Genomic DNA, 3,002 nt, shown 5'->3' on the forward strand with positions numbered 1-3,002 from the left:
GCTGGGCGCTCGCGCTGGCGGCGGGCGCGGCGCTGCTGGCGGCGTTCGTGCGCACCGTGCCCGCGGGGCCGTTCCCGCCGCTCGCGGCGGCCGCGGCGTACGCCGGCTTCGGCGGGATCGTCTTCGCTGCGCCCGCGTTCCTCGTGGCCGCCGCGCTGCTTCTCTCGCCGGTCGAGTCACTCGTGCGGCGACGCTTCATCGAGCGCGCGCGGGCGCGGCTCGCCGAGGTGGGACCGCTCGTCATCGGCGTGGCCGGGTCGTACGGCAAGACCACCACGAAGGCCGCGCTCGCCGCGGCGCTGTCCGGCCGCTACCGAGTGCTCGCAACGCCCGACAGCTACAACACGCTGCTCGGCGTGACGCGCACCATCAACGAGCTGCTCACGCCCGAGCACGAGGCGTTCGTCGTCGAGATGGGCGCGCGTCAGCCCGGCGACATCGCCGAGATCTGCGACCTCGTGCACCCCGAGGTCGGCGTCGTCACGAGCCTCGGGCCGCAGCACCTCGAGTACTTCAAGGACGAGGCGACCGTCGTCCGCACCAAGACCGAGCTGCTCCGGGCGCTGCCCGCCGACGGCATCGCGGTGGTCGACGCCGACGGGATCGAGGACTTCGCCGGCGCGCACGACTGGACCGCACCCACCACCCGCGTCTCCGCGCGCGAGGGCGCGGGTGCCGAGGTCACCGTCACCGGCGTCGCGTTCACCGGCGAGGGCACCTCGTTCACCGTGCGCGCCGCCGGACATGCATTCCTCGCGCTGACGACTCCGCTGCTCGGCAGGCACGCGGCCGCCGACTGCGCGCTCGCGGCCGTCGCGGCGCTGCAGCTCGGCGTGGAGCCTGCCGCGATCGCCGCGGGCCTCGCGAAGATGACGCCGGTGCCGCACCGGCTCGAGGTCGTGCGCAACGACTCCGTGGTCGTGATCGACGACGCGTTCAACTCGAACCCGGCGGGCTTCTCGGCCGCGCTCGAGGTGCTCGGCGCGTTCGCCGGCCGCAAGATCCTCATCACGCCGGGCATGGTGGAGCTCGGCGAGGAGACCGTCGCAGCCCACCGGCGCGTAGGCGAGCAGGCCGCTCGCGCCTGCGACGTCGTGATCCTGGTCGGCCGGTCGTGGCCCGCCGAGTTCATGGACGCGATTCTCGCCGGCGGCCTGCCGGCCGAGTCGCTGCACGGCGTCGCGTCGCTCGCCGCCGCCTCCGAGCTGCTCGCGACGATGATCCGCCCCGGCGACGTCGTGCTGTTCGAGAACGACCTGCCGGACAACTTCGCGTAGAATCCGAAGCCGTGCGGCGGTGTTCCTCGCGGCACGCTCCGCCCCCTGACCACGCAAGGAGTCACGTGGCCCGAAGCGTCGTCGCGGTCCTGTTCGGCGGCCGCAGCTGCGAGCACGAGGTGTCGATCCTGACCGCGCACGAGGCGCTGTCGGTCCTGCGCCGCATGCCGGACTACGACCCGCTGCCCGTCTACGTGACCAAGGACGGCCGCTGGCTGACCGGCCCGGCGCTCGACGACCTCGACAAGTTCGCCGACCCCGCCGCGATCGAGCGCGAGTGCCGCCCCGTCACGCTGCAGCCCGGCTCGCCCGGAGCGCTCGTGGTGGAGACCGGTGGCCTGTTCGGCAAGCGCGACAGCGTGCGCATCGACGTCGCGCTCCCGCTCATCCACGGCCCGAACGGCGAGGACGGCACGCTGCAGGGCACCCTCGAGATGCTCGGCATCCCGTACGCCGGGAGTGGCGTGCTCGGGAGCGCGCTGTGCATGGACAAGGCGGCGATGAAGCGCGCATTCACGGCCGCGGGCCTGCCGCAGGTGCCGTACACGGTCGTGACGCGCGCGGCGTGGGACTCCGGCCCCGACGGTGAGCTCGCCCGCGCGTCGGCGCTCGGCGAGAAGCTGTTCGTCAAGCCCGTGCGCGGCGGTTCGAGCATCGGCGTGACGTTCGTCGAGACGGGCGACGCGCTCGCCCCGGCGATCGACCTCGCGCTCGAGTTCGACTGCGAGGCGGTCGTCGAGGCCGCGGTCGCGGATGTCGCCGAGGTCAACTGCGCGGTCCTGCGCGACGGCGACACGGTGCTGACCTCCACGCTCGAAGCAGTGGCCGCGTCCGGCGGGTTCCTCACGTTCGACCAGAAGTACCTGCAGTGGTCCAAGGGCGCACCGTCCGACGAGGTGCAGGGCCACGTCATCCCAGCCCCGCTGCCGCCGGAGAAGGCCGAGCGCATCTCGGCGCTCGCGCGGGCGGCGTTCGAGGCGTGCTCGTGCGACGGCGTCGCGCGCGTCGACTTCCTGCTCTCGGGCGACGAGGTGTTCGTCAACGAGATCAACACGGTGCCCGGCTCGCTGTCGTTCTACCTGTGGGAGCCGAGCGGTGTGACCTTCGACGACCTGCTCGGCCGCATGCTGCGCACCGCGGTGCTGCGCGCAGAGCGGCGGTCGGGCCTGACCTACAGCCTCGACCGCAACCTGCTCGAGGCGATCCAGGAGCGCAAGGGCGCGAAGGGGCCGAAGAGACCGTGAAATGGCCCACAGGACCGGTCGGCGTGCTGCTCGGCGTGGGCGCCGCGGTGCTCGTGAGCGCGGCGCTCTGGGCCGGCGCCCGCGCGCTGACCGGCGGCTCCCGCGACGGCGCCGGCGGCCGCGGCGACGTGCCGGCGGGGCTGTCCGCCACGGGCGCCCCGGCCACCGTCCCGGCCTCGCCCAGCCCGACAGCCACGCTCGCAGGCGACGGCTCGGCGCTGGCCACCGGAGGGCCCGACGCCGTGTCGGGATCCGGGTCCGGCGCGACGCCGACCGCGGTCACCCCGCCCTCCTCGAACCCCACGAAGACCGCGTTCACCGAGGCCCAGGCGCGCGCGTTCATGGAGCAGTTCCTCGGCCACCTGCGCGCCGGCCGTGAGGCCGAGGCACGGGCGATGGCGACCCCGGCCTTCGCCTCGTCGATGGGGCCGACCTTCTTCGACCGCGCGAGCGACCCGCTCGGCGTCGCCGAGGTCCTGCT

Annotated in this window: 3 protein-coding genes; all 3 read left to right on the forward strand. The window is 74.0% G+C overall.

Annotated features, from left to right (window positions below):
* Positions 1–1,277: UDP-N-acetylmuramoyl-tripeptide--D-alanyl-D-alanine ligase (locus FDZ70_08655; protein ID TLM72178.1), on the forward strand; the 1,277-nt coding region annotated here is incomplete at its 5' end.
* Positions 1,085–2,521, forward strand: a complete 1,437-nt coding sequence (locus tag FDZ70_08660) for a D-alanine--D-alanine ligase (protein TLM72180.1) — start codon at positions 1,085–1,087, stop codon at positions 2,519–2,521. The genes FDZ70_08655 and FDZ70_08660, both read left to right, overlap by 193 nt.
* 1 nt (position 2,522) lies before the next feature.
* Entirely contained in the window at positions 2,523–2,900 is a 378-nt protein-coding gene (locus tag FDZ70_08665) for a hypothetical protein (protein ID TLM72179.1), read from the forward strand.
* The last annotated feature ends 102 nt before the right edge of the window (positions 2,901–3,002 follow it).

The organism is Actinomycetota bacterium (assembly GCA_005774595.1).
Taxonomy (GTDB): Bacteria; Actinomycetota; Coriobacteriia; order Anaerosomatales; family D1FN1-002; genus D1FN1-002.